Genomic DNA, 25,489 nt, shown 5'->3' with positions numbered 1-25,489 from the left:
CAGGCGGGGTGTTTACGAAATTCAGGAGATCAGCATGAAACTGGATTTCGACCCATTCCTGGGAGCGACCGCCGCCCCATTTGCCATGACGCGAACGCCCTATTCGATCCGGGGCGAAACCGATCGCCTGACCGACGTGCTGATGTGCCCGCCGCATTTCCTGGCGCCTGTTCCCTGCTGCGCGGTGACGCGTCACAATATTGGGCAAGGGTTCGTTGCCAGTATCGACGAGGCGCAACGTCAGCATGCCGAACTTGTCCGCCTGCTCGAGACTTCCGGCGTACAGTGTCATATGCTGACGGCCGATCCGGCCCTGCCGGATATGTGCTTTACACGCGATGTCGGTGTATCCACGCCCTGGGGTATGGTGGCGCTCAATCCGGCCATCCCTCACCGCCAGCCTGAAATCGACCGGTTGATTCAGTTTCTTGGCGCCTCTGGCACGCTGGTGCGAAGCATTCGAGCAGGCACGATCGAAGGCGGCGACATTTGCGTCGCCCGCGACGGTCTCCTGCTGATCGGCATGTCAGGTGAACGCAGCACGGCTGCGGGGATCGATGATTTTTCCGCCCCATTTCGGGCTGCGGGCTGGGACGTGCTCATTTGCCCCTTTCATGCCGACAATCTGCACCTCGACACCATATTCTGCATGGTCGACCAGAATGAAGCGATTGCCTGCATCGACCTTTTGGACCCTGACTTTCTGGCCGCCGTAGAGGCACGGGGCATTTCCATCATATCTTTGCCAGACAGCGTGGCATCGACGCTGGACTGCAATATTCTTTCGCTGGGCGACAGACGCATTGTTGCGCGCATGGATGGTGTGGTCGCGCCCATCTTGCGCGGCGCTGGCTATGAGGTGTCCGAAGTCGATATTTCGCAGTTCGCAGCCTGCGGCGGCGGCATCCATTGTCTTACGCAGCCGCTGCGCCGGGTGACGCAATGACAGCGGGAACGTTCGGGCTGAAGCGACGTTTTCCTTAGAACGAAACAGGAACAATGGAGCCGTAGCCGTGACCCAACCTCTCGACAATCCGAAACTCGACGAACATCCCGGCTCGAATGCCGAAAAGGATCCGGATGCCTGGGTATCGGGCGATGACCCCATGACCGGTGCGCAGGCGTCCTATCTGGCGACCCTGTGCGAAGAGGCGGGGGTCGAGCCGCCTGCCGCCACGCTCAGCAAGGCGGACGCCTCGAAACGGATCGACGCGTTGAAGGCGCAACTCGGCCGAGACTGAGGGATCTTCATATCAGGAACCGACTATCATTGTGCAGCATCGCAGCGGGACGGCCCTGAGGTGTCCGATGCTTGGGGCTCCTTCCCGCACATTGCGCGATGCTGCCTCTATGCCTAGGGTCGGCGAATGATCTCTTTCTGTTTGCTCGGGCACATGGGGACGCTGACGGTCGCCTCTGCCTCAATTACACTGGCAGGTCTTGTTGAACTGAACCCAAAGGGGGCGCTGGTTTGACTAAGCGCGCCGCGCCGCCTTTTGCCACGCGACGATATGCCGGGATCGAGCTTGGCGGCACCAAATGCATCTGCACCCTCGCGTCGGGACCAGACGACATATTGGACCAACGCACGATCCCCACCCGGCGGCCTGAAGACACGCTGTCGGCGATTGTGGCTGTCCTGCAAGAATGGCATGATGGCAAAGGATTTGACGCGCTGGGGATCGGGGCATTCGGTCCGATCGATATCGACCCTGGTTCACTCAGCTACGGACATGTTCTGGCGACACCGAAACCTGGATGGCCAAGCACTGACCTTATTGACGCGCTGGCGAGGCCCTTCAACATCCCATGCGCCTTCGATACCGATGTCAACGGCGCGGCCATGGCTGAAATTCACTGGGGCAGCGGGCAGGGCTTGCGGGACTTTGCCTATGTCACGGTAGGGACGGGTATCGGCGTTGGCTTGGTCGTTCATGGTTTCCCTACGCGCGGCATAGGTCATAGCGAAGCGGGTCATATTCGCGTTCCGCCTATGGCCGGCGACGACTTTTCCAGTCTTTGTCCTTATCATGACGATTGCGTCGAAGGGCTCGCCTCTGGTCCCGCCGTCATCGCCCGGCTCCAAGGTCGCTCCCCTGAAAATATTGCGCGCGACGATCCTGTGTGGAATCCTATTGTCGACAGTCTGGCCAAAATGGTTCATGCCCTTGTCTGCACCGCAGGACCTGTGCGCATCGCCATGGGGGGCGGGGTGCTGGCGCACCAGCCCCATCTGCTTGAAAGGATCGAGGGCGCGCTGCGCGACAGCCTGAATGGCTATATGGCTCTTCCGATGGACCAGCCCTATATCGTCGCACCGGCACTGGGTAACCAGGCGGGACCATTGGGGACCATCGCCCTGGCCATAGCGGCGCAGGAAAAGGCTTTCATGTGACATCCCATCGACTGACCCCTCATATCGTCGAGAAGCCTTGGGGCCGGAAGGATATTCCCGCGCTCTATGAAGCGGCTGCCGGCCAGCGCATTGGCGAGGTCTGGTTTATCGGCCCGGAGGATCGCGACCAGCCCCTGCTGGTCAAATATCTGTTCACCAGCGAACGGCTGTCGATCCAGGTTCATCCCGATGATGATCAAGCCCTCGCCCGAAACCTGAGCAGCGGAAAATCCGAATGCTGGTACGTGCTCGAAACGCAAGGGGACGCCCGGCTGGGAATAGGCCTGGTGCGTCCTGTCAGCCATGATGTTTTGCGGTCCGCGGCCCTGGATGGATCGATCGAGGATCTGATCGATTGGAAGCCGGTAAGGCCCGGCAGTTTCTACTATATCCCGGCTGGCACCATTCATGCGATCGGCAGCGGCATTACCCTTGTTGAAATTCAGCAGAATAGCGACGTCACCTACCGCCTATATGATTATGGCCGGCCAAGGGCACTGCATCTGGATGACGGAATTTCGGTGAGCCGGCCGGAACCCTATATCCTGAATGAGCAGCATGTCGCGCCGACGGCGGACCTCGTCCTCCTCGACCGTTCCGTCGCCCCCTTCGCTGTAGAGAGCAGGATTGGCAAGGAGGGGGATACCCTCCAATTCGAGCAAGCCGAAACCTGGTTTACGCCGATTTCCGGATCTGGTTCAATCGATGGCCGGCCATGGCGCGCCGGCGAATGTTGGTTGATCGATGGCCCTGCGCAGGTCAGGCTCGATACGGATATGCACGCCTTGATCGCTAGAATCTGATACTCAGTTTTGGCGGCAGCATGATGACATCGCTTTCATAGACGAACAGCCCACTCTGCTTATCCCGCGCGATCGGGGTAATCCTCCGGCTTTACCTTGCTGACCATCGGACGATGCTCGACCTTTTCAGGCGGTTGGCCACCCGATGTCCGGGTGTCGGCCTTTTCATGGCCGGGCAGCGCCTCTTTCAGGGCACCTTCCGGCGTGTTCGCCCTGTCCCCATCTGTGACTTTTTTCTCCGTCATCATATCTTCTCCTACGCCTCGTCGGCGCTGCCCGGCTCTGCCATGTTCCGGTGTTGGTCCGCGAGGATCGATGCGGGCGTCACATGCGCTGCTGCTGCCTGCACCTTGTTCTTCCAACCGGAAACGATATGCGCCTTGCCCGCCATCAGCGCGTCCCAACCATCCTGCGCCACCTTGGCCGGATCCGCTTTTTCGCGGGTGCCGACATCGGTATCGAGCATATCAGCGCGGGCGAAGAATTGGGTATCGGTCGCGCCAGGCATCAGCGTCGTGATCGTCACGCCATCCGCATCCTTGAGTTCATCGCGGATCGCATCGGCGAAATTGTTGATGAAGGACTTTGTGCTATTGTACACTGCATTGAAGCTGCCGGGGATAAAGCCGGCGATCGATCCAGTGATCAGGACCTTGCCGGCGTTCCGCTGGACCATTGGGCGCAGCATCCTCTGCAACAGATACACAGTGCCGGTGATATTGGTGTCGATCGAACGTCGCCACAAAGCGACGTCCTGTTCCAAAAAAGCGTGTCCCGTGCCCATTCCCGCATTGGCGCAAAGCAGATCCACCGAACGGTCGCCCGCTGCCTCCAGCAATTGGTCGACGCCGTCCAGGGTGGCGAGGTCGGCCTGAAGCGAACGGACGTAGCGACCATTTTGGCGAAGCGCGTCGGCAGCAGCGTCGATCCCCGGTTCGTCCGCGACGACGAGCAGGTCATAGCCCTCCCGCGCCGCGATTTGCGCCAGTTCCAAACCGATGCCGGTCGATGCGCCAGTGATGATCGCGAAGGGTTTCATGGTTAGCGTCACGCTGCGGGCAGGCTGGCAAGACGGTCGATATGCGCCTGCACCACCTTGGCGACGGCACCGGCGGTCTGCTTGAGCGCTGGCGTGTCCCCGTCGCGGGCATAGCCCTGATGCAGCGCCAAAGCGGCGTCATGAGCCATTCGCTGGTTCCGCACATAGACGCTGTCGAAGCGCCCAGCGTCCGCAGCCTTGATCTCCTCGAGCATCTGCTGCTGGTTGGCCATCAGCTTGGGGGGCTGTACGGTCACGCCTGCCTTCTGGGCAGCGGCCTTGATGTCGGCGGTCGACTTTTGGTGCTGGTCGATCATCATCTGGGCGAAATCGCGCACCGCCTTATTCTGGCTCTTTTCGAGCGCGGCCTTCGACGACTCGATCTCGAACAGGTCGGCCGCGCCCGCTTGTGCGACATAGCCGGCCGCATCGGTAGGCGCGGCCACGGGGGCGTTCGGCATCATCGCGCTGGCATTGTTGCCGGCCATCATCATGGCGTTGCCACCCGGCATCGCCGCATTGTCAGTGGCAGCGGTTTCGTCGGTGGGCTGCTGCTGACACGCAGCCAGCGCAAGGGCCGGCAGCGTCAGGATCAGGGGTGTCATCTTCATCCTGCTTCTCCTTCTCTTTTTCAGGCAGCCTGAGACAGGTCCATGCCCGGTTTCAACACGACCTTGGTCACTTCATCCTGCTTGTCATGAAACATGCGATAGCCCTCAGCCGCCTGTTCCAGCGGCATCCGGTGTGAGATGAGGAAGGTGGTGTCAATCTTGCCTTCCATGATCGCGTTGAGGAGCCCGGGCAGATAATGCTGCACATGTGTCTGGCCGGTCTTGAGCGTCAGTCCTTTTTCCATGAACGCGCCAAGTGGAAACTTGTCGACGAAGCCGCCATAGACGGCGGGCATGGACACCCGCCCGCCCTTGCGGCAGGCGAGGATCGCCTGGCGGATGGAATGGGTGCGATCCGTGCCGGTGAAGGTCGAGACCTTGATCTGGTCCCATATATTGTCAGCGAAGAAGCCATGCGCTTCCAGGCCGACCGCGTCTATGCAGGCATCGGGACCGATGCCGCCGGTCATTTCCAGCAGCGCTTCATAGGTCTTTGCCTCTTCAAAATTGATCGTTTCCGCGCCGAAGCGCTTCGCCAATTCAAGCCGGTGCGGGAAATGATCAATCGCGATCACGCGTTCTGCGCCCATGAGGAAGGCGGACTGGACGGCGAACAGTCCGACCGGGCCGCAACCCCAGACCGCCACCGTGTCGCCCGCTTCGATCTGCGCATATTCGGCCGCCTGCCATCCGGTGGGCAGAATATCGGAGAGGAAAAGGACCTTGTCGTCCTCCACCCCGTCCGGGATGACGATGGGCCCAACATCAGAGAAAGGCACCCGGACATATTCGGCCTGCCCACCGGCATAGCCACCGGTCATGTGACTGTAACCAAATAGGCCTGCCATCGGCTGTCCATAGGCCGCCTGGGCAATATCCTGATTGTCGGCGGGCAAGCCATTGTCGCAGGCGGAATATTGGTGCTTCGAACAATGAAAGCAGGACCCGCAGGAGATGGTGAAGGGCACCACGACGCGCTGCCCTTTACGCAAGGTGGAGCCGGAGCCGGTTTCCACCACCTCGCCCATAAACTCGTGACCCAATATGTCCCCCGCCTTCATTGACGGAATATAGCCATCGTAGAGATGCAGGTCGGAACCGCAGATAGCCGTTGAGGTAATGCGGATTATCGCGTCGCGCGGATTCACGATCTCTGGATCGGGCACGGTATCGACCCGGACATCATGTTTGCCATGCCATGTCAGTGCACGCATCAGTTCATATCCTCGGCCCGTTGCGCCCTGGTCCAGGCGCCGGTTGCCACCTCCCCTGTTTCCATCAATTGCTTGAAGCGGCGGAGATCGCGGCGAACCTGAATTGCCGGCTCGCGCTGAAACAGCTTGGCAATTACCTTGCCCACGATGCCCGCAGGCGGATCGTAGAGAAGCGTCGCAGTAACCCAGGTGCCGCGACCGCCCGGCGCATCGCGAAATTCGACGCGGCCGCTGTTGGCGACGTCTGCACCCTCTTCCGAAGTCCAGCCGATGACTTCACCCGGCCTGTCCTCCGTGACGGCGGCAACCCATTCCACGGTGCGGCCGGCCGGCGCTTTCACCGTCCAGCGGTAGCGATTGCCGCCCATCGGTTCGACCCGCTCCACATTCTCCATGAATTGAGGCAGCCGCTCCAGCGTGCGCCAATAGTCGTAAAGCGCCTGACGCGGGCGATTGATCGTAACGGTCTTGCCGACCAAGCTGTCGCCCTTGGGCGCGCTCATTTCCTCTGCGGCTACCGCAGCCCGACCTGAATCTTTCGATGTGGTGACGGGTGCATCCTGACGGTGAATATCTGTAAGGCCCGTGCCCATGCTTCCGGCTCCTTGCTCAATGCAATGGCAGTCAAGCGGCCAAAGGCGCGGGCCTGTTCCTTGCCGACGCGATAAAAGCGCAGAAAGCGAAACATCGTTAACATGCCTCAGTGGGCCAGGACGTCAGGCTGCGAACAGGGCCGTCCAAGCCTTCTTTTTTTGGAGAGAAGTGCCTCATGATCTGATGCGATGATGACGGACAGTGGTAGTTTGGTATCGAGCAGGCCCACATCTGGTCACCGGCATTTCAGCCTGTTCTGACTGGCAAACCACCATGTCGGTTGTGTCGTGGGCACAGGCGCGTTGAGCGAACTGGCGTTGGGCTGGAGCACTTATGGTCGGCGACGTTAGGGCATGGCGCGGTCATCGACCTTACGGCTGGTCCAGGGCAGCGGGCGAAATTCGGCAATCCGGGTGAGGGCTCGCCAGTCGGGAATATCGATATTGCGGCGGTGGCGACGGATGAGCCCTTGCATCTGCATTGCACGCAGCGTGCGATTGACGTGAACCGTGGTTATGCCGGTGGCGTCCGCAATGTCCACCTGCGACATTGGCAAGGTGATCGAACAGCCATCCGCACCCCCGCCAGGATGGCTGCGCATCACCAGTTCACACAAGAGATAGGCTATCCGCGCCCGTGCTTCCCGCCGCCCAACGTTGGATATCCAGGCCCTGTAAATAGAAATATCAGCGGCTATTTCACCGCAGATAGCCCGTAAGATGCTGAGCCGTTCCTGACTGAGCGCCAGAATGGCCTCCGTTTGCACATTTGCGACGCGAACGCGCGTGAGCGCCTGAACGAAATCCTCCGATGTCGCAGGCGGGGTTATCGGCAGGTTCAGAAAGTCGCCGGGACCGTGCATGCCCACTATATGGCGCAACCCATCAGCCGAAATGCGATGACGGTGTGTGACCCCAGACAGCTGGACATGCCAGCCCATGATCAACTCGCCTTCCTCGACGACATAGCCACCCGGACCGACCAACCGTTCCTGATAGGGTAGCGCCAACAAAGCCCTCTGATCGTCCGCTGAAAGCTGCGCGCGTGCCCCCAGCCGCTCGACAAGCGGCGCCAGAGCGTGATTATCCGCCATCATTCAGCAGCGGTTGCGCAGTGGCAGGTCGCAACAAAGGATATAGGGTCGGCTTGCGAGATGCGCGCCCCGTCTATCATGCGGAAGCACTGGACCGAGCCCATATATCGATGTTCAGGCCATCCCCCTGGCCCCTTGTGGCATCCATTCCCTGTTATTGTCATGCCCTGTCATCTTGGTCGCGCTGATCACTGACGCCTCTGCCGACGGGGATTCAAAGCTCCGGCGACAATAAGCGCATCACCTTGCGTCAGGCCGGGCCGCATCGACGCTAACATAAGCTAAATCACTGGAAATATTTACGTCCGCGTTTTACACAGGGTCATGAGGTCCCAGTGCCGCCAGGTCGCGCAACGCGCCCAGGTCAGGAATACGAAGCCATTTGGAATGGAATTCCAACACACCCTTGGCGCGCATGGCTTGAAGCGTCCGGTTGACGTGAACCGCCGTCAAACCCGTGGCATCGGCAATGTCGGTTTGCGTCAATGGAAGCGCGCATTGCTGCCCATAGGCTAGCCCTGCCCGGCGCATGCGCTCAAACAATTCCAGCAAGAGATGCGCGAGCCTTTCGACCGCAGTCTTGCGTCCCAAGCTGACGAGCCAGCCCGATTGCCTCTCAATAGATTCCGCTAACCGCAATCCGGCGCCTCTGGAACGATCCAGAGGCTGCATGTCGCCCAGCGGCCGTCGCACGGCGCGAACATTGGTGAGGGCAACCACGGCATCATGACACACATCCGATAGCGGCCATATTGGATCGCAAAGATCTCCAGGCAGGTAAAGTGCGGTGATCTGGCGCCGACCATCTGACAGCAGGCGATGGCGACAGGCCCAGCCCTCCAAAATATCGTAAAAAGCCTCCGGTCGCTCATTTTCCCGTGCTAAAAACTGATGCGGACGGAAGAAGGCCAGATCATCGCTCGGCGCTATTTGGCTCAACATGGGCTTCCCCTGAAAAGCCCCCCGAGCCGACATCCTATCTAACGAGCCGCGACACTGGATTCACATATGTTTCAAAGTAGCGAAAATGCGCTCGGTCGTGCCTCAGGATGCTTGAACCGACATTTACCGACTTGTTAAAGAATACTCTTCTTCCACCCAGGTTAATTATGGAAGGAACAGCAAGCGCCCTGAAATCGCTATCCCAGCACGAGGTGCGATATGGACTACGACAAAAAATCCAGGGATAAACATTCCGATCCGCTGCGCAAGCAGGATGCCGACGAGGTTCAGGAAGTAGCCGAGGACGTCAATCCGTTGGCACCCCCGGTTAACATCGAACCGGGAAGCTGAACGATGACGTTCACGACATCCGAAGACAAGGCGCAACAGCCTTTCTTACCGCGAGACATGAAGCATGTCCGTTGCGAACGCGCAGCCGACACCCAATATTGGACGCATCGCTTGGGCACCAGCAGAGCGGCGCTTGAAGAAGCGGTTGAGCGAGTGGGACATAATATAGGTGCGGTCAAGGCCTATCTCGACCGGCACCGGGGCAAGCCTGCCTAATCCGCCCGCAGCCCTCTTCAGCCCTGAACATTGTGGATAGCCATGACCGTCTATCACCTTCATCTCTTTAACGACGACGATGTCTTGGATGAAGAGGGACAGGATTTTGCTGATCTGGATATGGCCGAGCGGGAAGCGATCCGGAACGCGCGCGATGTCATCGCCGAACATGTGCGACATGGCCACCCTATCAACCTCAATCATCGCGTAGAGATCGCCGATGCGAATGGAACCATATTGAAAGTCGTGCAATTTGGCGACTGTGTCTGTTTTGCGCGCTGACTCCGCTATGTCGGTCTCGTTCAAAGTGATGTAGCCCCTGCGGTAACACCAGCCCTCGGAGCACATCTATGTCTGCCCATCAAGCGCTTCAGCTATTCCTGCGGAAACTATCCGAACGCTCCTGTCTCAACCAGGAAGAACGGCGCGCGGTGTCGGAACTAGAGGGACAGGAGGTCGAATATGCTCCCCATCGCGATATTGTGCGACCAGGGGAACTAACGGATTTCTGCTGCTTGATCATATCGGGTATGGCGGCACGGTTCGGCCAATTGCCTGATGGGACGCGCCAGATTACCGCCGTTTATATTGCCGGAGATATGTGCGACCTATATTCGCTGATGCTTCCCAAGGTCGAATGGGCTTTGCAGGCCTTGTCCAGCCGACTCGTCCTGCTGAAGGTGCCCCATCGCAAGATGCAGGACATTGTTCATGCCTATCCAGCCGTCGCTGAAGCCTTTTGGCGCGACTGCGTGGCTGACGCGTCCATCCTGTCGCAATGGGTGGTGAATATCGGGCGGCGCGACGCCCTGATGCGCACAGCACATCTATTCTGCGAGCTGGGGTTGCGGATTGAGATCGCCGGATTGGGGCGCCGCACGGCGTTCCAGTTGCCCGTTATTCAGTCTCAGATGGCCGACGCCCTGGGCATCACGCCGGTGCATATGAACCGCGTCATCCGCGCACTACGGCAGCAAGGCCTGTTGACGGTGCAAGGCCGCGACGTCCAGGTCCCCGATTGGAACGCACTCGCCCAGGCAGGCGGATTCGAAAGCGGTTACCTGGCGATCGACCAGCGATGGCGCACGCTTGCCTAAGCCTTCCGCCGTCAACGAAGCGGACAGAAGCGCAGAATTAGTCCAGACCCGCGCGAGCCAGCAGCTTGCGCGCCTGAAGGAGATGCGGGGCATCGATCATGCGGCCGTCCAGCAACAAAACCCCCGCATCAGGGGATTGGGCAAACGCATCAATAACCGCACGGGCATGCTGTATCTGCTCTGCTGATGGCGTGAAGGCGGCATTGATGATTGGCACCTGCGCGGGATGGAGAGCCATCATTCCGGTGAAGCCGTCATATGCGCCGCGTGCGGCATAAGCCTTTAGCCCCAAGTCGTCTCGGATCGCGGGATAGACGGTTTCGATCGCGGCGACACCGGCTGCATGCGCACCGAACAGGGTGAGATTGCGCGCCATCTCGTAGGGACTGGTATAGCGGCCATCATCATGGCGACTGCTGACCGCACCGATCGCGGCCGGCAGGTCCTCCGCGCCCCACGTAAGACCGCAGAGGCGGTCGGCCACTTCGCCATAGCCGCCAAGACCGAACAGCGCGCGCGGTGTTTCCGTGGCGATGGGCAGGATTTTGACATTTGGTGCAAGGCGCGCCGCCAGCGCGTGGACCGTTTCGGCACCCTCGCTCTTGGGCAGCATGAGCGCATCGCAACCTGCTGCACATGCCAGGTCGTCTGTCAGCATCCCGCTATTCACGGGATTGATACGGACAAGCCGAAGAATCGGGGCTGTCGTCGACAGATATTCAGCGACCGCCGCGCGCGCCTCATCCTTGGCTCCGGGCGCGACGCTGTCTTCCAGATCGAGAATGATGGCGTCCGCTCCGCTGGCCGCCGCCTTGGCAAAACGCTCCGGGCGGTCGCCCGGGACGAACAGCAGTGAGCGCATCCTCATGCCGGCCGCCGTTTAAGAAGCGCAGTGCGCAGGCATTGGCAAACGATTTCGTTACGCTGATTGAGCAGTTCGTGACGGAACGTCACCAGCCCCGCATCAGGCCGGGATTTGCTGTCGCGCAGTTCTACGATGTCGCTGGTCGCGCGCATCGTGTCGCCAATGAAGACGGGTTTGGGCATGACGAGCTTGTCATAGCCCAGATTGGCGACCAGCGTGCCGAGCGTCGTTTCGCCGACCGACAAGCCGATCATCAGCGAAAAGGTGAAGGTGCCGTTGACGAGAATCTGACCAAATTCGCTCGCCCGTGCCGCTTCTGCATCGATGTGCAGCGGCTGCGGATTGTGCGTCATGGTCGAGAACAGGAGATTGTCGGTTTCCGTCACGGTGCGACGAATAGGATGTTCTATACGGTCACCCACCTGCCACTCATCAAAATAGCGCCCGCTCATGCTGCATCCTCCCTGGGCAAGATGCGGACAAGCAAGGTGCCCTCCTGCACCTGCGCGCCTTCGTCATGCGGCAGGTCCTCGACCGTGCCGTCGAAGGGGGCGGTCAGGCCATGTTCCATCTTCATTGCTTCGAGTGTGACGAGCTTCTGCCCCTTCATCACCCTGTCGCCACGGGTGACGTCAACGGCGATGATGCGACCGGGCATGGGGGCAAGGATTGCGCCGTCGCCCCCCGCCGCAGCGCCATCGCCCGCGGCGCGCCAAGGCGTCACCTGCCAACTGCGCCCATGTTCGGTGACGAGGAAATGCGCCAACGGTGGTTGCGATGGCATTGTCCCGGACGCGCGCACGTCTGCTTCGACCGATTGTCCCTCCACCAGGATGCGGGCGGTGCGGCGCGATGGAGCATTGACGCGGAAGCCGGCGAGTGCGCCAGCGCCACCCACGCACGCGGCGGCCCGCGACAGGGCGGCGGCGCCAGGCAAGGCGCTGGGCATCAGCCCCTCCCCTTCGCGCGCGATCAGGCCAGTGTCGACGTCACCGGCAGCAAAATCGGCGTGATTAAGCGCCTTGACGAGAAAGCCGGCGTTGGTGCGCAGCGGCCAGACCACCGACCGATCGAGCGCCTGCGCCAGTGCCACACGGGCATCATCGCGCGTGTCGCCATGCGCGATCATCTTGGCGATCATCGGATCATAAAAGGGCGATATGGTGGCGCCCCGCACCACGCCGGTGTCGATCCGGACGCTCTCACCCAGATCAAACGCATCAAGGCGCCCGATGGAAGGCAGAAAACCCTTGGCCGGATCTTCGGCATAGAGGCGCGCCTCCATCGCCCAGCCGGTGATGGACAATTGATCCTGCGTGCAGGGGAGTGGTTCGCCCGATGCCACACGCAACTGCCATTCGACCAGGTCCTGACCGGTAATGGCTTCGGTCACGGGATGTTCGACCTGAAGCCGGGTATTCATTTCCATGAACCAGATGCGGTCGGCGCGCAGCCCTTCGGACGCATCGGCGATAAATTCAATGGTGCCAGCGCCGACATAATCCACCGCCTTGGCCGCGCGAACCGCTGCGGCGCACAAAGCCTCACGCGTGTCCGGGTCCATGCCGGGGGCGGGCGCTTCCTCGATCACCTTCTGGTGGCGGCGCTGGAGCGAGCAGTCGCGTTCGAACAAATGGACAATATTGCCATGACGATCGCCGAATATCTGCACCTCGATATGACGGGGGCGCTGGATATATTTTTCGATGAGCACATGGTCGTTGCCGAAGGAGGAGGCCGCTTCGCGCTGACATGACAGCAACGCATCGGCAAAGTCTTGCGGCCGTTCGACCAGCCGCATCCCCTTGCCGCCGCCGCCGGCCACGGCCTTGATAAGAACCGGATAGCCGATCTGCGCGGCTTCGCTTGCCAGACGATCAGGATCCTGGTCCTCGCCCAGATAGCCCGGTGTCACGGGGACGCCGGCATCGGCCATCAGCGCCTTGGCCGCGTCTTTCAGACCCATAGCGGTAATGCTGGAGGGATCGGGGCCAATCCAGACAAGGCCCGCATCCATCACGGCCTGCGCGAAGGCAGCATTTTCCGAAAGGAAGCCATAGCCCGGATGGATCGCATCTGCTCCGGCGTCGCGCGCTGCCGCGATGATGCGATCGCCCAGCAAATAGCTTTCCCGCACCGGTGCGGGGCCGATGCGCACGGCCTCATCCGCCATGGCGACGTGGAGTGCCTGCGCGTCTGCATCCGAATAGACAGCAATGGTGCGGATGCCGAGCCGCCGTGCGGTGCGGATGATGCGGCAGGCGATTTCGCCACGATTGGCGATCAGAAGGGAGCGGATCATGGCCATTACATCCGGAACACGCCGAACGAGGGGCGTTCGGCCATGGGAGCGTTAAGCGCGGCGGCGAAGGCGAGGCCGAGGACGTCCCGCGTCTGGGCAGGGTCGATGATGCCATCGTCCCATAGCCGCGCGGTCGCATACCAGGGATTGCCTTCATCCTCATAGGTGCGACGAATAGGATCCTTGAAGGCTTCGGCCTCTTCCGGCGTCCAGCGGCCTGCATCGCGGTGAACGGTGGCCAAGACCGACGCCGCCTGTTCGCCGCCCATGACCGAAATGCGGCTATTTGGCCAGGTGAACAGGAAACGCGGACCATAGGCACGGCCGCACATGCCGTAATTGCCCGCGCCGAAGCTGCCGCCGATCAGCACCGTGATCTTGGGCACGCTGGCGGTGGCGACGGCCGTGACGAGCTTGGCGCCATGTTTGGCGATGCCTTCCGCTTCATATTTGCCGCCGACCATGAAGCCCGAAATATTCTGGAGGAACAGCAGCGGGATGCGGCGCTGACAGGCCAGTTCGATGAAATGCGCGCCCTTGACCGCGCTTTCGCTGAACAGCACGCCATTATTGGCGAGGATCGCGACCGGCATGCCCCAGATATGGGCAAAGCCGCACACCAGGGTCGTGCCGTAGAGCGCCTTGAATTCATGAAATTCGCTGCCGTCGACGATGCGGGCGATGACTTCGCGCACATCATAGGGCGCGCGCACATCTTGTGGCACGATGCCATAGAGTTCGGCGGGATCATGGAGCGGAGGCACGGGATCACGTAGATTGACCGCCGGCGTCGGCTGTAGCGCCAAGGTCGAGACAATGTCGCGCACGATGCTGAGCGCATGGTCGTCGTCATCGGCGACATGATCGACGACGCCAGACTTGCGACCATGGAGGTCGCCGCCGCCCAAATCCTCCGCACTGATGACTTCGCCTGTCGCCGCTTGCACCAGCGGCGGGCCGGCGAGGAAGATCGTGCCCTGATTGCGGACGATGACGCTTTCGTCGCACATGGCGGGGACATAGGCGCCCCCTGCGGTGCAGCTGCCCATTACGCAGGCGATTTGCGGGATGCCGCGCGCCGACATTTGCGCTTGATTGTAGAAGATGCGTCCGAAATGGTCGCGGTCGGGAAATACCTCCGCCTGGTGCGGCAGGTTCGCGCCACCGCTGTCGACCAGATAGATGCAAGGAAGGTTGTTTTCGAGCGCGATTTCCTGCGCTCGCAAATGCTTCTTCACGGTGAGCGGGAAGTATGTGCCGCCCTTTACGGTTGCGTCATTGGCGGCGATCATCACCTGCCGCCCGTGGACCCGGCCGATGCCCGCGACGATACCCGCCCCAGCTACGCCGCCGCCATAAAGACCGTTCGCGGCGAGCTGACCAATCTCGAGAAAAGGGCTGCCCGCATCGAGCAGATTTTCGACGCGGTCGCGCGGCAAAAGCTTGCCGCGGCTTCTATGCCTGTCTCGCGCGGCGTCGCCTCCTCCCATGGCCGCGGCCGCGACATCGGCTCGCAGCTTCTCGGCTAGCGCACGATTATGCGCCGCATTATCTCGAAAGGCCTGGCTGTCGGGCGACAGCGCGGTGTCGAGGACAGGCCCGCTCACAGGCCGCTGCCAATCAGTTCGCGTCCGATCAGCATGCGACGCACCTCATTGGTGCCAGCGCCGATATCAAGCAGCTTGGCGTCCCGCATATAGCGTTCGACCGGCCAATCCCTGGTATAGCCCGCGCCGCCGAGCGCCTGCACGGCTTCAAGCGCGACGCGGACCGCATTTTCACTCGCCAGCAGGATCGCGCCGGCCGCATCGAAGCGGGTGGTCTTTCCCGCGTCGCAGCTTCTGGCGACGGCATAGACATAGGCGCGGGCGGAATTGAGCGCGACATACATGTCCGCAACCTTCGCCTGCATCAGCTGGAAGCTGCCGATCGGCTGGCCGAACTGCTTGCGCTCGCGGACATAGGGGATGACCGTGTCAAGACAGGCCTGCATGATGCCAAGCTGAATACCGGCCAGAACCGCGCGCTCATAATCGAGACCGCTCATCAGCACGCCGACACCGCCATTGAGCGGACCCATGACGTTTTCGCGCGGGACTTCACAGCCATCGAACACCAGCTCGGCGGTCGGCGACCCGCGCATGCCGACCTTGTCGATCTTTTGCCCGATCGAGAAGCCGGCCATGCCCTTTTCGATCAGGAAGGCGGTGATGCCGCGACTGCCTTCGCCAGTCTTGGCATAGACAACAACCGTATCGGCATAGGGCGCGTTGGTGATCCAATATTTGGTGCCGTCCAGGACATAGCCCTTGTCGGTTTCACGCGCCTTGAGCTTCATCGAGACGACGTCGGACCCGGCTCCAGCCTCCGACATGGCGAGGCTGCCGACATGCTCGCCGGAAATGAGCTTGGGCAGATATCTGGCCTTCTGGTCGTCATTGCCCCAGCGCCGGATCTGATTGACGCACAGATTGGAATGCGCCCCATAGCTCAGGCCGATGGAGGCCGATGCGCGGCTTACTTCCTCACATGCGATCACATGCTCCAGATAACCAAGGCCGAGACCGCCCCATTCTTCCTCGACCGTGATGCCGTGCAGCCCAAGCGCGCCCATGGCAGACCAGAGTTCATCGCGCGGAAACCAGTCGTCCGCGTCGATGCGCGCGGCGAGCGGCGCGATCTTGTCGGTAGCGAAACGCGCGGTGGTGTCGCGGATCATGTCGGCATTATCGCCGAGCGCGAAATCGAAATTGGGCGTCACATACCTCTCCCAGCTGTCTGCTTTGAACGCCGATATAGCATCAGGCGATCCCGCTGAAAAATTGACCACGCCATATGCACATCATAGATGATGTCTATGATCGAGCGCTATCTGATCCAGTATTTCCTCGCCGTGACGGATAATGGCAATTTTTCGCGCGCGGCCCAGCAATGCCGGGTGTCGCAGCCGACCCTGTCGGTCGGCATCGCCAAGCTGGAATCGCTGGTCGGCCATGTCCTGTTTCACCGCACCAACCGGCGGGTCGAGCTGACCAGCGCCGGCGCGGCGTTTTCACTCCATGCCAGACGGATCGAGACGGAGTTTTCCCGCGCGGCGCAAACGATGGCGATTGAACAGGCCGGCAAGCTGGTACGGATCGGCCTTCTGGCGACTTTGCCCGATCACTGGGTGGAGTCTGCAATCCGGGCGGCCTGTTCCGTCCGGGGCGAACGCATCGAGATCGTCGAAGGACGCATGCGCGATCTGACGCCCCGTTTGGAGCGCGGGCGGATCGACGTGATCCTGGGCATAGTGGACGAGGCGGCGGATCGGTCCAACATTCTTTTCGAAGAGGGCTATGCGCTCGCGATGGCTGCCGATCATCCGCTTGCCGGGCACGCCGCGTTGGAGGTCGAGCAGGTCGCCAGCGCCGAAATGATCGTCCGGCGCAATTGCGAGGCCTTGCCCCATGTCAGCCGGTTTTTCACCCGCCGAGGCGTGCGCCCATTTTTTTCGGCGCGCACCGCCGATGATGCGCGGGCCGTCGCTTTCATCAAGGCGGGGCTTGGCATCACCGTGATGCCGTGCTGCTTTGCGCAGGCCGGCATGGCGATGCCTACGCTCATCGGGTTCGAACAGAAGCGGCGCATCGGCATGATCACCGATCCGGTCGGGCGCAGACGGATTGAGGAGAGTGAGGGGCTGAAGCGCTTGACCCGGACTATCCGCGCCCTCGCGAACCAGAGGGCTTGAAACGTCACAACAAAACCCCGCTTGCGCACTGCCCATAATCGAAATGGCCTCGACCAGTGAAAAGGGCGAACGAACCAAAAAGACGCGGACCTTTTGCTTACAGGCGCCTCATACGAATTCGCTTGGGCAAGAGGCTGTCCTGACCCACAAGGAAAGGGGGCAACCGTGAAGGAGGATGGCATGAACGACTTTGATGTGACGGCGGCCAAGAAGGCGGCGGACTATCCGCGCAAGGTGCTGGACCTGTTCGATGCCTATGTCCATGGCGCGCTGGACCGACGGGGGTTTCTAAACCAGTGCGCCACCCATGTCGGCGGCATGATATCGGCGACGGCAGTGCTGGCGGCGCTCAGTCCCGATTTCGCGCGCGCTCAGGTCATAGCGGCGGACGATGCCCGGATCGAAACCCGCTGGATCGAGGTTCCGTCACCTCAAGGCTATGGCATGATCCGGGCCTATGTCGCCCGACCGGCGGACATGGGAAGCGCCACGCTGCCCGTCGTCATCGTCGCGCATGAAAATCGTGGGCTGAACCCGCATATCAAGGATATCGCAAGGCGACTGGCGCTGGAAGGATTCATGGCTGTCGCCCCCGACGCCTTGACCACGCTTGGTGGCTATCCCGGAGACGAAGACAAGGCGCGGGAAATGTTCGCGACGTTGGATCGCGAAAAGATCGGCGAGGATTTTGTCGCGGCGGCCAACTATGCGCGGACGATGTCGGGCGGCAACGGTCAACTGGCGACGATCGGCTTCTGCTTCGGCGGCGGCATCGCCAATTTGCTCGCGACGCGCCTGCCCGACCTTAAGGCCGCGATCCCCTTCTACGGTAGCCCCCCGCCCCTGGCGGATGTGCCGAACATCAAGGCGGAACTGTTGATCCATTATGCCGGTAATGATGCGCGGATCAATGCGACATGGCCCGACTATAAGGCGGCGCTGGACAAAGCAGGTGTGCGCTATCAGGCCTTTGTCTATGACGGCGTAGAACATGGTTTCAATAATGATACGACGCCCCGTTTCGACAAGACCGCCGCCGATCTGGCCTGGGCTCGTTCGCTGACGTTATTGCGCCGGTCCACCCGGTGACGGGATCGGCTGCGGACGATGGATCGCCCCTGATATCGCCATGATTGCTCATGTTCGCCCTGGTGCCAGGCGCGGTCCGCCTGTCCGCTTCGCAGTCTTGAATATCGCGGAGTGACGGGGCAGGAACCCGAAGGCGCAGCCGATGATTGTAGGTGCGTCACGACAAAGGGATTTCAGGTGCACGAGGAACGGACAGATCAGAATGCGTCGCAAGCTTCCGGCGAGCCTGCCGGCGATCTGCCGGATCCCACCTCCTTCAGCCCCACAGGCAACCGGCCGACCCATCATTGGAAGCGGTCCACGATAGCCGAACCGGGGCTGGAACAGCGCGGCACCGTATTTTTCGCGGCGCTGCAAATGACTAGGATGCCGATGATCCTGACCGATCCGCGGCAGAACGACAATCCAATCGTGTTCGCCAACAAAGCGTTTCTAGATCTGACGGGCTATGAGGAAAGCGAGATTGTCGGGCGCAACTGCCGGTTCCTGCAAGGGGCCGACACAGATCGCGGCGCGGTGTCCGACCTGCGGGAGGCGGTGAAGCATCGCGAGGCGATTTCGCTCGAGATCCTGAATTACAAGCGCGATGGCACCGCCTTTTGGAATGCGGTCTTCATCGCGCCGGTATTTGACGACCATGGGGAACTGATCTACTTTTTTGCCAGCCAATTGGACGTCACCCGACGTCGGTCATCCGAGCAATCCTTCCGCCAGGCCCAGAAAATGGAAGCCATCGGCCAGCTTACCGCAGGCTTGGCGCACGACTTCAACAATTTGCTTCAGATCGTCACGGGCAATATCGAGCTAGTCCTGACGGGCGATCTGGACGATCGGCAGCGCCGACTGTTGACCAACGCCGCGCGCGCGACCGACCGCGGCACGAAGCTGACGCGGCAATTGCTGGCCTTTGCGCGCAAGACGCGGCTGGAGCCGAAGCGGATCAACCTCAACGACCTGATCCATGATTTTGGCGACCTGATCGACAACACGGTCGGGGCGCAAATCCGACTTGTAACCGCGTTGGAACGGCGACTGCCCGACGTCCAGATCGACCCGTCGCATTTGGAAATGGCGCTGCTCAACGTGTTGCTCAACGCCCGCGATGCAATGCCAGAGGGCGGCACTGTCACCATCGCGACAGAATTGTGGAAATTGAACGGCAACGCAGCAGCGCACCAGCTGCCCGAGGGCGACTATGTCGTGCTCAGCATCAGCGACGAAGGCAGCGGTATGAACGAGGATGTCCGCCGGCGCGCGACCGAGCCCTTCTTCACGACCAAGGGGCAGGATCGCGGCACCGGCCTTGGACTGGCGATGGTGCATGGCTTTGTGCAGCAATCGCTCGGCCGACTGGAACTGGAATCCGTCGCTGGCGAGGGGACGACCATCCGAATGCTGTTTCCCGCGGCCATCGGTGATGCCGGCCGTTTGTCACCCCCTGCCCTGCCAAGCGCCATGCGGCGCGTGTCGGCCCAGGGGACGGAGACCATTTTGCTGGTTGAAGACAGTGACGATGTCCGCGCGCTGGCGGCTGAACAACTCAGTGCACTCGGCTACAAACTCGTCTTGGCGAGCAGTGGCGAGGAGGCTTTGGAATTGTGGGATAAGCAGAAGATCGACCTGCTATTCACCGATATCGTCATGCCCGGCGGCATGAGCGGTCTGGAATTGGTCGAAAGATTTGTCGACCTGGCGCCGGACATCCCTGTGCTCATGACTACGGGCTATAATGAGGACCTGGTCGCCGACATACCGCGCGGCACGTCGCTGGACGTTATCGGCAAGCCATATCGCAGGGAGGAATTGGCAGACAGAATTCGCATGGCCCTGGACCGGCATTTAGACGGCCCGCGAACCCGACCGCGCGATTTTTCGCATAAAGAAGGGTGAGGCGCGCCGTGCTGCGCCACCGGCCGCGCACCGCTGATTGCGTTTCGACTTTGTGAGATTATGTTGCAGCGCAGCGTTGACTATTGCGCTGGCCTGCGGTCGGTCTAAGACCGGTCGCCACGGAATCTCGAGAGGTTGAATTTGGCTGGGGAGCGTCTTGGTCTGCGGCAGGCAGCCGCGTGGCTCGCGGAAATCATCGGGCCTGACAAAGGCTATATCAATGTCGGGATTGTCTACACATTGGCGATCACGCTATTGTCGTTGGCGACGCCGATATCGGTGCAGTTGCTCATCAATTCCGTGGCGCGCACGGCATTGGTCGCACCGTTGTGGATTCTTTCCGGCGTCCTGCTGGCCCTATTGCTGCTGGTAGCAGGTTTGAGCGCATTGCGCGTCTATCTGCTCGCAATGTTCGAGCGCCGCATCTTTGCCCGGGTCGTCGCCGAGGTGACGGTGCGTGCCGTCCATGCGCAAAACCCCTTTTTCGCCGATGAAAGCCGCGGCAGCCTGTTCAACCGCTATTTCGACATGGTTGTGGTGCAGAAGGCGGTACCCAGCCTGGTCATCGGCGCCTTCACCATCATCCTGCAAGGCGCGGTTGGGCTGATCGTCACCAGTTTTTACCACCCGTTTTTCCTGGCGTTCAATATCATCCTGGTGGGGGTGTGCCTGCTGATTTGGCTGGTCTGGCGCCATGGCGCGATCACCGGCGCGGTCGGCGTTTCCCATGCCAAGCATGAGGCAGCACACTGGCTCGAAAGCGTGGGCGCTTCGAACGGCTTCTATAAATCGGCGCGCCACCTCGACTTTGCGATGGATCGTTCCGAAACGGTCACCGCCAACTATATCCGCGCGCATCGCCATTATTTCCGCTACAGTTTCGCGCAGGCGCTTGGCTATTTCCTGGTTTATGCTTTCGCGGCGGCCGCGCTGCTGGCGCTGGGCGGGAACCTGATTTTAGCGGGGCAGCTGTCGATCGGTCAGCTGGTCGCGGCGGAACTGATATTGTCCGGGGTCTTCTACGGCATCTCCCAGCTTGGCTGGTATCTCGACACATTCTACGATCTGGTCGCGAGTTCAGAAGAATTATCGCAGATTTTCGCCATTCCTCAGGAGGCCGCTGGACTGAGCGGTCAAGCTCCACCCGATGGATCGCTTCGCTTTCGCGACGTGGTGCTCGATCGCTCGCACTTCGATTTCGCGATCGGCAGCGGCGAACAGGCCGTCATCGTGGCGGAACCAGGTGTCGAGAGCCAGATCGCCCTGCTGCTCAAGCGGCACGCCAATCCTGACCGGGGGCTGGTGTCGATTGGCGGCAGCGAGTTGGGTAGCTTCGACATGTATCTGCTGCGTTCGGCGGTCGTCGTGCTCAATCGTCCGACGATCGTGGATGTGACGATCCGTGAATATCTGAACCTCGCCACCGGTGGGACCGCCGAAGGGTCGCGCATCATGGGGACGCTGGAACTGGTGGGCCTTGCCGCGCGGATTTCCAGCCTGCCGGACGGACTGGACACGCACTTGGCCAGTTCCGGCTCACCCTTGTCGATCGTCGAAGTCATGCAATTGAAGCTGGCCATGGCGTTGCTGAGCGGACCCAAGGTTCTGCTCTTGTCGCAACTTTATGACATGATGCCGACCGAACCGCTGCGCGCGACCCTGGACATGCTGCGCCGGCATGACACGACCGTCCTGTTGTTCACCGAACGGCCCGAGGCGCTCAATCTCGACTGCTGCTATTGGCTGGGCGCGGATGCGCAGCACCGCTTTCCCGGGCAGGCGGCGCTGGCCCGCTTCAGAGCCGACAGGGGGCAGCGCCCATGACCATCCAGCCGGCGCAACTGGCGCATTTTCGATCGCTCGCGACTTTAAAGCCCCCGCGCGCGGCCGTCGTCATCGCACGGTTGATCCTGCTTGGCATCCTGCTGGTGGTCGCCATCCTGTTCGTGCCCTGGCAACAGACGGCGCAAGGCGCCGGACAGGTCACCTCGCTCGACCCCGACGACCGGCCGCGCCAGGTATCCTCGCTGGTTGACGGTCGGGTCGATCGTTTCTTCGTGCGAGACGGGCAACTGGTACAGGCGGGCGACCCGATCGTCCAGGTGGTGGATGTCGACCCCAATTTCCTGGAGCGCCTTGCGGCCGAGAAGGCCGAAGTGGAAGCGCAGATCGCTGCGATCGAGCAGTCACGCGCGGTTGCGTCGATCGACGTGGGACGGACAGGGCAGCTTTTTGCCGAAGGACTGGCCGCGCGCCGGGATTATGAACAGACCCAGATCAAGGTCGCCGAAGCCAATGCCAAGCTGGCCGAGGCCAAGGCAAAGCTGAAGCAGATCGAGGTCCGCCAACAGCGCCAGTCTGCGCAGATCGTCACTGCGCCGCGTGACGGGCGGGTACAAAATCTGAACGCCGCAGCAGGTGGTGCGCTCATCTCGGCTGGCACGGTGCTGGCGATGATCGCGCCAGAGAAGATCGAGCGTGCTGTGGAATTGTACGTCGATGGGCGGGACATTCCCTTGGTCAATCAGGGCCGCCCGGTCCGGTTGGAGTTCGAGGGGTTCCCGGCCTTCCAGTTCAGCGGCTGGCCAGCCTTTGCAGTGGGCATCTACGACGGACAGGTGCGCTCGGTCGATCCGACGCCACGCGCCGACGGACTGTTTCGCATTCTTGTCGAGCCGCGACCTGGCAAGACCCCATGGCCCGAGCAGCGCTTCGTGCGCCAAGGCGGCAAGGCGCTAGGCTGGGTTCAGGGCGATGTTGTCACCGTGGGTTATGAATTGTGGCGTCAGCTCAACGACTTTCCTCTCAACTTCGGCCAAGATCAGGTCGCCCAGAAGGGGGAGGCCAAGGCGGAGAAAAGCTCGATCGAGAAGAAAAAGAAATGAAGATGCGATGCCGCGTCGGTATGGGTGCTTTGCTGATTGCCGGGACAGCCTGTCCGGCCTTGGCGCAGAGCGGGCATAACACGGCACAGCTATCGTCCCGATCGACCAGCGCCGACCCGTTGACGCTGGAGGAAGTACTCCAGTCGTCCGCGCGATCGGCCCCCGACATCATCGCCGCCCTGGCGCGCAACCGGCAGGCGGAGGCCCGAGCACTGACAGCACAGGGCGCCTTCGACACCGTATTCGCGGTGGACGGGCGCAGCCGGGTCGAAGGCTATTATGACGGGACGGAATTCGCCGGAAAGGCCGAACAGCCGTTGATGACCAATGGCGGCTATGTCTATGGCCAATATCGTGTTTCGCGGGGCGATTTCCCGATCTATGAAGACAAGGCCTATACCAACAAGCTGGGCGAGGTGAAGGTCGGCGCGCTATATTCGCTCTTGCGTGACCGGCTGATTGACGCGCGCCGGTCGGAATTTCGCCTTTCCGCCAACGATATCGACATTGCGCGGTTCGAAACCAAGGCGACGAGCATCGGCGTTCAGGCGCGCGCGATCGATGCCTACCAGAAATGGGCCGCCGCTGGATTGAAGCTGAAGGCCTATCAGGCGCTGATGGCATTGGCGCAGGACCGCACGCAAGGCATTCAGCGCGAGGTTGATCTGGGCGCCAAACCCGACATATTGCTGACCGAGAATGAGGCCAATCTGGTCAAGCGTCAGGCGCTAGTGGTTGAGGCGCGCCAGGATTTTCGCGCGGCCGCCGTGAAATTGTCGCTTTATTATCGCGATGATCAAGGCCTGCCGGTCGTGGTCGACGAAGCGCGCCTGCCGGACGCGGCCAGCGCCTTTGGGGCGTTGCGGGTGGACCCCGCCTTCAATCTGGAAGGCAGGCCGGATTTCGCGATCCTGCTGGAGGAAATCGACAAGACGACGATCAAGCTGGCGCTGGCGCGCAATGACATGAAGCCCAGGCTGGACCTGAATGGCGAAGTGGCCAAGGATGTGGGACCGGTGGGACTTGGCGGGTCAAACCGCACGCCGCTGGAAGTGATTGTCGGCGTGACGTTCAAGGTGCCGCTTCAGAACCGTAAGGCAAAGGGCAAGCTCGCGGAAACGCAGGCCAAGATCGATGAACTGTCCATCAAGCAACGGTTCCTGGCCGAAAAAATTCGTGCTGAAGTGACAGCCATCGGCATAGAGGTGGAGACCGCCAACCAGTTGGTCGACACCACGGAACGCGAACGCACGCTCGCCGAGCGGCTGGCAAGCGCAGAGCGGCGCCGGTTCGAATTGGGATCGAGCGACTTTTTCCTGGTCAATCAGCGCGAGGAAAGCGCAACGAACGCCGCAGTGAAGCTGATTGAAGCGCGCGCACGGATCGCGGCGGCGCGCGCGGAACTCGCCGCTGCAACGGCTGATGAGGATGCGCTTGGGCTTAACGCTGCCCCTACCCTACCCTGACCAGCGACCGCCGACGGCAACATCGGCTTTTCGCAAAGGCCAGGACACCGCGCAGCTTGTGCCACAATCGAAACGCATAGAAATAGCGCACGCCCTCATGCTGTCTGACCGGCGCAAAAAGGTCGCGAGACAGTAGCCGGACATCGTCTCCTATCGCCCGCCATATGCGGCGATCGGACAGACAATGTTTCGCGTATAGCGCGCCGTCGCCAAAACTATAGGACGCCAGCAACGCCTTTTCCTCTGAACCACGACGTCTGCCATGATGATGATCGACGGCAAAACTCGGGTCGTAACGAATGTCGCACCCCAGCCCGGCTGCTCTGAAGAGATAATCAGTATCCTCGGCGGCCTGAAAGCACGCCCCCGACCCGAAACGATCGTCGAAGAAACCGACGCGATCGACGACGGTCGCGGTCAGCGCCAGATTCGCTCCCATTACGAAGCCGCCTGGGAATGCCTCAGGGTGCAGGATCATCGGATGATCTTCGATCTTGATCGTCACGGGTAGATCCAGCGGATTGCCAAGCAATATCCGCCCGCCGACAATCACATCCTTGCCAAGGCGCGCGAAGCAGCGCGCCAGCGCATCAAAATAGTCGGCGTGCAGAACGCAATCATCGTCCGTCATCGCAATGACGCGGCCGCGGCAGTGGCGCAGGCCGGTATTGCGCGCGCGGGCAAGGCCGGCCTGGGGCTCTTCCACTAGATGCACGGAAAATGGCTGGCAGCGCGCCCAGCGTGCCAGCATCGTGGGCGTATCGTCGGTCGATCCGTTATCGACGATGACAACGTCTATATCCGTCCCTGCGGCATGATCGATCGCAACGGATACCGAGCGCAGCAAATTCGACAATGCAGCAGCGCGATTGCGCGTGCACACGAGCAGGCTGATGGCCGACAT

The 25,489-nt window shown here is 61.1% G+C and carries 27 protein-coding genes; 14 read left to right on the top strand and 13 right to left on the bottom strand.

Going from position 1 to position 25,489, the window contains the following annotated elements:
- Positions 1 to 34: 34 nt before the first annotated feature.
- The 4 genes from B2V90_RS17860 (at position 35) to B2V90_RS17845 (ending at position 3,198) form a co-directional block, all read left to right on the top strand.
- On the top strand, positions 35 to 946 hold the full coding sequence (locus B2V90_RS17860) for a dimethylarginine dimethylaminohydrolase family protein (protein ID WP_228221956.1): 912 nt from the start codon (positions 35 to 37) through the stop codon (positions 944 to 946).
- A 67-nt stretch (positions 947 to 1,013) separates the two neighbouring features.
- Complete coding sequence (locus tag B2V90_RS17855) at positions 1,014 to 1,241, top strand: DUF3072 domain-containing protein (RefSeq protein WP_228221957.1); 228 nt, start codon at positions 1,014 to 1,016, stop codon at positions 1,239 to 1,241.
- A gap of 230 nt (positions 1,242 to 1,471) precedes the next feature.
- Complete coding sequence (locus B2V90_RS17850) at positions 1,472 to 2,395, top strand: ROK family protein (RefSeq protein ID WP_228221958.1); 924 nt, start codon at positions 1,472 to 1,474, stop codon at positions 2,393 to 2,395.
- Positions 2,392 to 3,198: a class I mannose-6-phosphate isomerase gene (locus B2V90_RS17845; protein ID WP_228221959.1), complete on the top strand. Its 807-nt coding sequence runs from the start codon at positions 2,392 to 2,394 to the stop codon at positions 3,196 to 3,198. Before B2V90_RS17850 ends, B2V90_RS17845 begins: the two co-directional genes overlap by 4 nt.
- Positions 3,199 to 3,257: 59 nt before the next feature.
- On the opposite strand, the gene B2V90_RS17840 is transcribed toward B2V90_RS17845, so the two are convergent.
- From B2V90_RS17840 to B2V90_RS17810, 7 genes are all read right to left on the bottom strand, one after another.
- A complete protein-coding gene (locus B2V90_RS17840) occupies positions 3,258 to 3,446 on the bottom strand; it encodes a hypothetical protein (protein WP_228221960.1) in 189 nt (62 codons plus the stop codon).
- Between the two features lie 8 nt (positions 3,447 to 3,454).
- Positions 3,455 to 4,237 (bottom strand): SDR family NAD(P)-dependent oxidoreductase, encoded by a 783-nt coding sequence (locus B2V90_RS17835; RefSeq protein ID WP_228221961.1) that lies wholly within the window; start codon positions 4,235 to 4,237, stop codon positions 3,455 to 3,457.
- Between the two features lie 8 nt (positions 4,238 to 4,245).
- Positions 4,246 to 4,848 (bottom strand): DUF4142 domain-containing protein, encoded by a 603-nt coding sequence (locus tag B2V90_RS17830; RefSeq protein ID WP_228221962.1) that lies wholly within the window; start codon positions 4,846 to 4,848, stop codon positions 4,246 to 4,248.
- Between the two features lie 20 nt (positions 4,849 to 4,868).
- Positions 4,869 to 6,062 (bottom strand): zinc-dependent alcohol dehydrogenase, encoded by a 1,194-nt coding sequence (locus B2V90_RS17825; RefSeq protein ID WP_228221963.1) that lies wholly within the window; start codon positions 6,060 to 6,062, stop codon positions 4,869 to 4,871.
- A complete protein-coding gene (locus B2V90_RS17820) occupies positions 6,062 to 6,655 on the bottom strand; it encodes an SRPBCC family protein (RefSeq protein ID WP_228221964.1) in 594 nt (197 codons plus the stop codon). Before B2V90_RS17820 ends, B2V90_RS17825 begins: the two co-directional genes overlap by 1 nt.
- A 347-nt stretch (positions 6,656 to 7,002) precedes the next feature.
- Entirely contained in the window at positions 7,003 to 7,752 is a 750-nt protein-coding gene (locus B2V90_RS17815; protein WP_228221965.1) for a Crp/Fnr family transcriptional regulator, read from the bottom strand.
- A 309-nt stretch (positions 7,753 to 8,061) separates the two neighbouring features.
- Positions 8,062 to 8,691, bottom strand: a complete 630-nt coding sequence (locus tag B2V90_RS17810) for a Crp/Fnr family transcriptional regulator (protein ID WP_293922616.1) — start codon at positions 8,689 to 8,691, stop codon at positions 8,062 to 8,064.
- Between the two features lie 219 nt (positions 8,692 to 8,910).
- Here B2V90_RS17810 and B2V90_RS17805 point away from each other — a divergent pair, with 219 nt between their 5' ends.
- From B2V90_RS17805 to B2V90_RS17790, 4 genes are all read left to right on the top strand, one after another.
- Entirely contained in the window at positions 8,911 to 9,042 is a 132-nt protein-coding gene (locus B2V90_RS17805; RefSeq protein WP_266103111.1) for a hypothetical protein, read from the top strand.
- A 3-nt stretch (positions 9,043 to 9,045) separates the two neighbouring features.
- Complete coding sequence (locus tag B2V90_RS17800) at positions 9,046 to 9,258, top strand: DUF3606 domain-containing protein (RefSeq protein ID WP_083784925.1); 213 nt, start codon at positions 9,046 to 9,048, stop codon at positions 9,256 to 9,258.
- A gap of 42 nt (positions 9,259 to 9,300) precedes the next feature.
- Positions 9,301 to 9,540, top strand: a complete 240-nt coding sequence (locus tag B2V90_RS17795; RefSeq protein WP_083784924.1) for a DUF6894 family protein — start codon at positions 9,301 to 9,303, stop codon at positions 9,538 to 9,540.
- 68 nt (positions 9,541 to 9,608) lie between these two features.
- Positions 9,609 to 10,355 (top strand): Crp/Fnr family transcriptional regulator, encoded by a 747-nt coding sequence (locus B2V90_RS17790; RefSeq protein WP_228221966.1) that lies wholly within the window; start codon positions 9,609 to 9,611, stop codon positions 10,353 to 10,355.
- Positions 10,356 to 10,392: 37 nt separating this feature from the next.
- Here the strand turns inward: B2V90_RS17790 and B2V90_RS17785 are convergent, their stop codons facing one another.
- Genes B2V90_RS17785 through B2V90_RS17765 form a run of 5 tightly spaced genes read right to left on the bottom strand, consistent with a single transcriptional unit; the run spans position 10,393 to position 16,241 of the window.
- Positions 10,393 to 11,223: an HpcH/HpaI aldolase/citrate lyase family protein gene (locus tag B2V90_RS17785; RefSeq protein WP_228221967.1), complete on the bottom strand. Its 831-nt coding sequence runs from the start codon at positions 11,221 to 11,223 to the stop codon at positions 10,393 to 10,395.
- Positions 11,220 to 11,672: a MaoC family dehydratase gene (locus B2V90_RS17780; RefSeq protein WP_228221968.1), complete on the bottom strand. Its 453-nt coding sequence runs from the start codon at positions 11,670 to 11,672 to the stop codon at positions 11,220 to 11,222. The genes B2V90_RS17785 and B2V90_RS17780 overlap by 4 nt, the downstream gene beginning before the upstream one ends.
- The gene (locus tag B2V90_RS17775; protein ID WP_228221969.1) at positions 11,669 to 13,522 is read right to left on the bottom strand and encodes an acetyl/propionyl/methylcrotonyl-CoA carboxylase subunit alpha; all 1,854 of its coding nucleotides are present in this window, start codon (positions 13,520 to 13,522) and stop codon (positions 11,669 to 11,671) included. Before B2V90_RS17775 ends, B2V90_RS17780 begins: the two co-directional genes overlap by 4 nt.
- A 5-nt stretch (positions 13,523 to 13,527) precedes the next feature.
- Complete coding sequence (locus B2V90_RS17770) at positions 13,528 to 15,129, bottom strand: carboxyl transferase domain-containing protein (RefSeq protein WP_228221970.1); 1,602 nt, start codon at positions 15,127 to 15,129, stop codon at positions 13,528 to 13,530.
- Positions 15,126 to 16,241, bottom strand: coding sequence for an acyl-CoA dehydrogenase family protein (locus B2V90_RS17765; protein ID WP_228221996.1), 1,116 nt, complete (start codon positions 16,239 to 16,241; stop codon positions 15,126 to 15,128). Before B2V90_RS17765 ends, B2V90_RS17770 begins: the two co-directional genes overlap by 4 nt.
- Before the next feature lie 138 nt (positions 16,242 to 16,379).
- On the opposite strand from B2V90_RS17765, the gene B2V90_RS17760 reads away from it, so the two are divergent.
- From B2V90_RS17760 to B2V90_RS17735, 6 genes are all read left to right on the top strand, one after another.
- Complete coding sequence (locus B2V90_RS17760; protein WP_228221971.1) at positions 16,380 to 17,255, top strand: LysR family transcriptional regulator; 876 nt, start codon at positions 16,380 to 16,382, stop codon at positions 17,253 to 17,255.
- Between the two features lie 180 nt (positions 17,256 to 17,435).
- The gene (locus B2V90_RS17755; protein WP_228221972.1) at positions 17,436 to 18,344 is read left to right on the top strand and encodes a dienelactone hydrolase family protein; all 909 of its coding nucleotides are present in this window, start codon (positions 17,436 to 17,438) and stop codon (positions 18,342 to 18,344) included.
- A gap of 177 nt (positions 18,345 to 18,521) precedes the next feature.
- Positions 18,522 to 20,234 carry a histidine kinase famiy protein gene (locus B2V90_RS17750; RefSeq protein WP_228221973.1) on the top strand — a complete coding sequence of 571 codons (1,713 nt, stop codon included), beginning with the start codon at positions 18,522 to 18,524 and terminating at the stop codon, positions 20,232 to 20,234.
- Between the two features lie 141 nt (positions 20,235 to 20,375).
- A complete protein-coding gene (locus B2V90_RS17745) occupies positions 20,376 to 22,058 on the top strand; it encodes an ABC transporter ATP-binding protein (protein WP_228221974.1) in 1,683 nt (560 codons plus the stop codon).
- Entirely contained in the window at positions 22,055 to 23,119 is a 1,065-nt protein-coding gene (locus B2V90_RS17740; protein ID WP_228221975.1) for an efflux RND transporter periplasmic adaptor subunit, read from the top strand. Before B2V90_RS17745 ends, B2V90_RS17740 begins: the two co-directional genes overlap by 4 nt.
- 2 nt (positions 23,120 to 23,121) lie before the next feature.
- Positions 23,122 to 24,585: a TolC family protein gene (locus tag B2V90_RS17735; protein ID WP_414711621.1), complete on the top strand. Its 1,464-nt coding sequence runs from the start codon at positions 23,122 to 23,124 to the stop codon at positions 24,583 to 24,585.
- Here B2V90_RS17735 and B2V90_RS17730 read toward each other — a convergent pair.
- On the bottom strand, positions 24,572 to 25,489 hold the full coding sequence (locus B2V90_RS17730; protein ID WP_228221977.1) for a glycosyltransferase family 2 protein: 918 nt from the start codon (positions 25,487 to 25,489) through the stop codon (positions 24,572 to 24,574). The genes B2V90_RS17735 and B2V90_RS17730 overlap by 14 nt on opposite strands.

It is taken from the genome of Sphingobium sp. UBA5915, assembly GCF_002431195.1.
Taxonomy (GTDB): Bacteria; Pseudomonadota; Alphaproteobacteria; order Sphingomonadales; family Sphingomonadaceae; genus Sphingobium; species Sphingobium soli.
Note: the sequence above shows the minus strand (reverse complement) of the source record. Positions and strands in the feature narration are given on the sequence as shown.

Coding starts and splice junctions, on each gene's coding strand:
- B2V90_RS17860 (WP_228221956.1), top strand. CDS start 35: ATGAAACTGGATTTCGACCCATTCCTGGGAGCGACCGCCGCCCCATTT.
- B2V90_RS17840 (WP_228221960.1), bottom strand. CDS start 3,446: ATGATGACGGAGAAAAAAGTCACAGATGGGGACAGGGCGAACACGCCG.
- B2V90_RS17835 (WP_228221961.1), bottom strand. CDS start 4,237: ATGAAACCCTTCGCGATCATCACTGGCGCATCGACCGGCATCGGTTTG.
- B2V90_RS17830 (WP_228221962.1), bottom strand. CDS start 4,848: ATGAAGATGACACCCCTGATCCTGACGCTGCCGGCCCTTGCGCTGGCT.
- B2V90_RS17825 (WP_228221963.1), bottom strand. CDS start 6,062: ATGCGTGCACTGACATGGCATGGCAAACATGATGTCCGGGTCGATACC.
- B2V90_RS17820 (WP_228221964.1), bottom strand. CDS start 6,655: ATGGGCACGGGCCTTACAGATATTCACCGTCAGGATGCACCCGTCACC.
- B2V90_RS17815 (WP_228221965.1), bottom strand. CDS start 7,752: ATGATGGCGGATAATCACGCTCTGGCGCCGCTTGTCGAGCGGCTGGGG.
- B2V90_RS17810 (WP_293922616.1), bottom strand. CDS start 8,691: ATGTTGAGCCAAATAGCGCCGAGCGATGATCTGGCCTTCTTCCGTCCG.
- B2V90_RS17805 (WP_266103111.1), top strand. CDS start 8,911: ATGGACTACGACAAAAAATCCAGGGATAAACATTCCGATCCGCTGCGC.
- B2V90_RS17800 (WP_083784925.1), top strand. CDS start 9,046: ATGACGTTCACGACATCCGAAGACAAGGCGCAACAGCCTTTCTTACCG.
- B2V90_RS17795 (WP_083784924.1), top strand. CDS start 9,301: ATGACCGTCTATCACCTTCATCTCTTTAACGACGACGATGTCTTGGAT.
- B2V90_RS17790 (WP_228221966.1), top strand. CDS start 9,609: ATGTCTGCCCATCAAGCGCTTCAGCTATTCCTGCGGAAACTATCCGAA.
- B2V90_RS17785 (WP_228221967.1), bottom strand. CDS start 11,223: ATGAGGATGCGCTCACTGCTGTTCGTCCCGGGCGACCGCCCGGAGCGT.
- B2V90_RS17780 (WP_228221968.1), bottom strand. CDS start 11,672: ATGAGCGGGCGCTATTTTGATGAGTGGCAGGTGGGTGACCGTATAGAA.
- B2V90_RS17775 (WP_228221969.1), bottom strand. CDS start 13,522: ATGATCCGCTCCCTTCTGATCGCCAATCGTGGCGAAATCGCCTGCCGC.
- B2V90_RS17765 (WP_228221996.1), bottom strand. CDS start 16,241: ATGATCCGCGACACCACCGCGCGTTTCGCTACCGACAAGATCGCGCCG.
- B2V90_RS17760 (WP_228221971.1), top strand. CDS start 16,380: ATGATCGAGCGCTATCTGATCCAGTATTTCCTCGCCGTGACGGATAAT.
- B2V90_RS17755 (WP_228221972.1), top strand. CDS start 17,436: ATGAACGACTTTGATGTGACGGCGGCCAAGAAGGCGGCGGACTATCCG.
- B2V90_RS17740 (WP_228221975.1), top strand. CDS start 22,055: ATGACCATCCAGCCGGCGCAACTGGCGCATTTTCGATCGCTCGCGACT.
- B2V90_RS17735 (WP_414711621.1), top strand. CDS start 23,122: ATGCGATGCCGCGTCGGTATGGGTGCTTTGCTGATTGCCGGGACAGCC.
- B2V90_RS17730 (WP_228221977.1), bottom strand. CDS start 25,489: ATGTCGGCCATCAGCCTGCTCGTGTGCACGCGCAATCGCGCTGCTGCA.